The organism is Corynebacterium sp. SA-MJD20WY100, assembly GCF_039822565.1.
Lineage (GTDB): Bacteria > Actinomycetota > Actinomycetes > Mycobacteriales > Mycobacteriaceae > Corynebacterium > Corynebacterium phoceense_A.
In genome coordinates, this window is sequence record NZ_JBCJKS010000037.1 from 1 (window position 1) to 3,038 (window position 3,038).

Consider the following 3,038-nt stretch of genomic DNA (forward strand, 5'->3'; position numbering starts at 1 on the left):
TAGAAACCGAGTACTATCTCACCCAGCCCATCAACACAGGGCCGTAAAAGAAGCGGAACTAAACCCAGGACGCTTCAGAAATGCGGGAAAACCCCTCGATGGAAGAGCCGTCGAAGCCCACCCCTTCTTCGAAGGCGCTCTCGAGCTCAGCGGGCGACATCATCACCGTTTTCAAACTGCCGAATATGTCGGTGAACCAGAGCGGATAAACGCAATCTCCTGCTGCTCCACCAACCGCAGGACATTGTCAGTCTGTGAGCCCATAGGGCTAACTGTAGCCTGCATCATAATTTGATTCAACGAATTTATTATAAGCATAGAGGGGGAATATCATCCGTATGCTGCACCTCACAGGCATAGGAGAACATTTCTCGGTAACCTGGGTGATGCAAGCGGCTAGTGGTCAGGATTACAAGCAAACTTGATCGGTGATCTGCTGCCAAACTGAATACCCCAACCGGAAATCGAGAAAGGTATTGAAATGACTCAGAAGAATATGATCGCAAAAATGGCAGCTGTCGGTGCGGCTGTTGCATGTGGCCTCGGAGTCGGCATGGCTCCCGCTCAGGCCACGACCGCAAGCCAAGGTGTTGCTACCAGCGAAACGCAAGAAGCGACTTCCGAGGTGGCGGAACTGACGTTCGATCACCTGGACGAAAATGGCTTCACTGCCAGTGTCGCAAACGGCTCGGTCACAAAGCAGCCGGACGGTAGCGTGGTGATCGTAGATGAAGACGGAGCAGTTGCAGGCGAGTTTTCCACCGCAACGCTCCTTGAAGACGGCACTGTCCGAAACATCGAGTACCAGGTCGACGGCAACGAGATCGTTGCGTCGTTCGACTCACCCGTCGTCGAAGGTGTCATGCCCGTATCCATGCAAAATTGCACCCCCGAGTGGGTAATGATGGCGGGGGCTGGAGCTGCGGCTATCGGCGCAGCCGCAATGACACCGCTCACACTCGGCGGTAGCTTGGTTATCGGAGGGGCAGCCGCGACCTATATTGGAACTGCCATGGCAACAGATCGCTGCTTGCAAGGTTAACTGCGGCCCGCTCAACTAAGCACTACTGATCCCAGCTAGGAGGTGTTGAAAATGAATGTTTCAGAACGTGTAGGATTTGGTGCTGGCGTCATCGCTATCGTGCTCTCGCTGCTGAGCGTGCTCTTGGCAATCTCTCGGGGCACGGGCGAGGTTACGGTTATGGCGGCTGCTGGAACTGTCGCCGTAATCGGAGCAATGTGCATCTACTGGAGCCTCACGTCAAGCCGCAATAGCAAGGACTAAGCGCTCCGCCCATTCAGGGCCTTGGCCGGGAACCACTCTGGTCAAGGCCTCTTCGCTTGGAAATCCCAATTAAACGGGAATGATCAACGCCACGAACTCGAAAGCAACAGGTAGGACGATAGATTCCACTGCGACTCAGCTTCGTCATTAATCACCGGGACATCCCCGGCACCCCTGCCCACTATGGAGCTGATCCATTCCACTCGCTCGGGAGTCAACGCTGTGAGCCAGGACAACCTTCCTTCACCGTCTTCACACTCGAGGTTTTGCCCTCCAGCAGTATGAACACCAACGATGGTGTTTCCAACGTACCCCGGACCTCCTGAGTCACCTTCGCACGTGCGTGAGGGGGTGACCGACGAAGCAACGATCAGATCCTTGTAGGGAATGCCTGCACCCTGCGGATACTTCTCTATGAACGACTTCACCTCCAGGGTTGCCACCGAAGCAAAGTCGCGGCCGATGGCAAAACCGATTAAATCGATGATGCTTCCCTGCTCGGGGAGTGTGTCGGGCAGATCAAACTGTTTAGCTTCGATTCCGTCAGCCACTTTCAGGAGGGCTACATCGTCGTCCTCAGAAAGGAGATGGACCTCTGTAATTTCAGCTCTCTCGCCGTCGGACTGTTTCAAATAATCGCCGGAGGCGGGATCGCAGTGTTGTGCGGTCAGCCACCAATTATCCCCCAAGAAGCTGGCTGTACAGGTTCGGAACTCCTGCCCGGTCACGGAGTTCACCGAGTAGAAGGCTGCAATTCTCTCGTCAATCACCGGATCAGTGGAACTCGCTTGCGGTTGCGGGTTCTCCGGAACCTCCGCGTACGCCGACGGGGACCCTGCCCAGAGCCCAGAGAGGCTCAACACCGCGCACGCGCCAATAGCTGCGAATTTTCTGAATCTCACAAACATCCTTATCTACTCCCATTCACTCCCGGTGGCCGAAGTTGGTTCCCGGCGCAACCCCATATCCATAAAGATTATCGAAATGCCGATGAAAAACTGATGTTTCAGACTAGTTCCGTTCGAGCAGACTCATGTCGCACTCGCTCCGCGGTGTTCTCAGTGGCGACTATGGTTGAGGCAGACCAGCCATCTAGGAGGATATCATGGCTGAGAAGACGAATTCCAAAGCCGCTGAGCGCCACCTTGAAGTCGAAGTGAAGCTCGCCGTCGACGAGCACACCGGTGTTCCCGAGACCACCACCCCACCACGTCCTGCGGAAGATACTTGGGCGGCCAGCACCGAACACCTTCTACGCTTTGCACACAACCAATCCCACCGACACGTACCCCGCGACGGGCACCCGCCTCGAAGTCCGAGAAGAGAACTTCAATCTTCTCGCCGTCCACTGGAGCACTCATACGGTGCTCGGCCACGTTGGTGAGCTCATGACTACCGGAACGAAAGCCGCTGCATACTTCGTGGCGTGGGAGCGAATCGAGTCGGAAGACGACCCGCGGTTAAAAACGTTGCGGGAAGGTAGGGGCGATTTCGGAATGGGCTCGAATAATCCAGTCGAACAGAGCAGAGCTAAACGAGACCCTGTGCTGCTCCGCCTCGACTTACACCTTGACCGGGACAGTTTGGCGCAGCTTCAGATCTTCCTGACTTAGGTCATTTTAGTCAGACGGTTGGGGCAGCTTTTCGGCGAGTTCGCGGATGTCAGCGGGTAGGTCGGTCTGTGCATGGAGGGTCTGGCCTGCGATTTCGACGGTAAATGTCCGGTATTTCTTCAAGGTTCGTACCAATCGCT

The 3,038-nt window shown here is 55.5% G+C and carries 2 protein-coding genes and 1 pseudogene; 1 reads left to right on the top strand and 2 read right to left on the bottom strand.

Features of this window, described 5'->3' with window-relative positions; translation table 11 throughout:
* Positions 1–70: 70 nt before the first annotated feature.
* Positions 71–264: pseudogene (locus ABJ196_RS12560) on the bottom strand (glutamine synthetase); the annotation flags it as partial.
* A 217-nt stretch (positions 265–481) separates the two neighbouring features.
* Between ABJ196_RS12560 and ABJ196_RS12565 the strand changes: the two are divergent.
* The gene (locus tag ABJ196_RS12565) at positions 482–1,042 is read left to right on the top strand and encodes a hypothetical protein (protein ID WP_347307561.1); all 561 of its coding nucleotides are present in this window, start codon (positions 482–484) and stop codon (positions 1,040–1,042) included.
* Positions 1,043–1,368: 326 nt separating this feature from the next.
* Here the strand turns inward: ABJ196_RS12565 and ABJ196_RS12570 are convergent, their stop codons facing one another.
* Positions 1,369–2,055, bottom strand: a complete 687-nt coding sequence (locus ABJ196_RS12570; RefSeq protein ID WP_347307563.1) for a trypsin-like serine protease — start codon at positions 2,053–2,055, stop codon at positions 1,369–1,371.
* Positions 2,056–3,038: the final 983 nt, after the last annotated feature.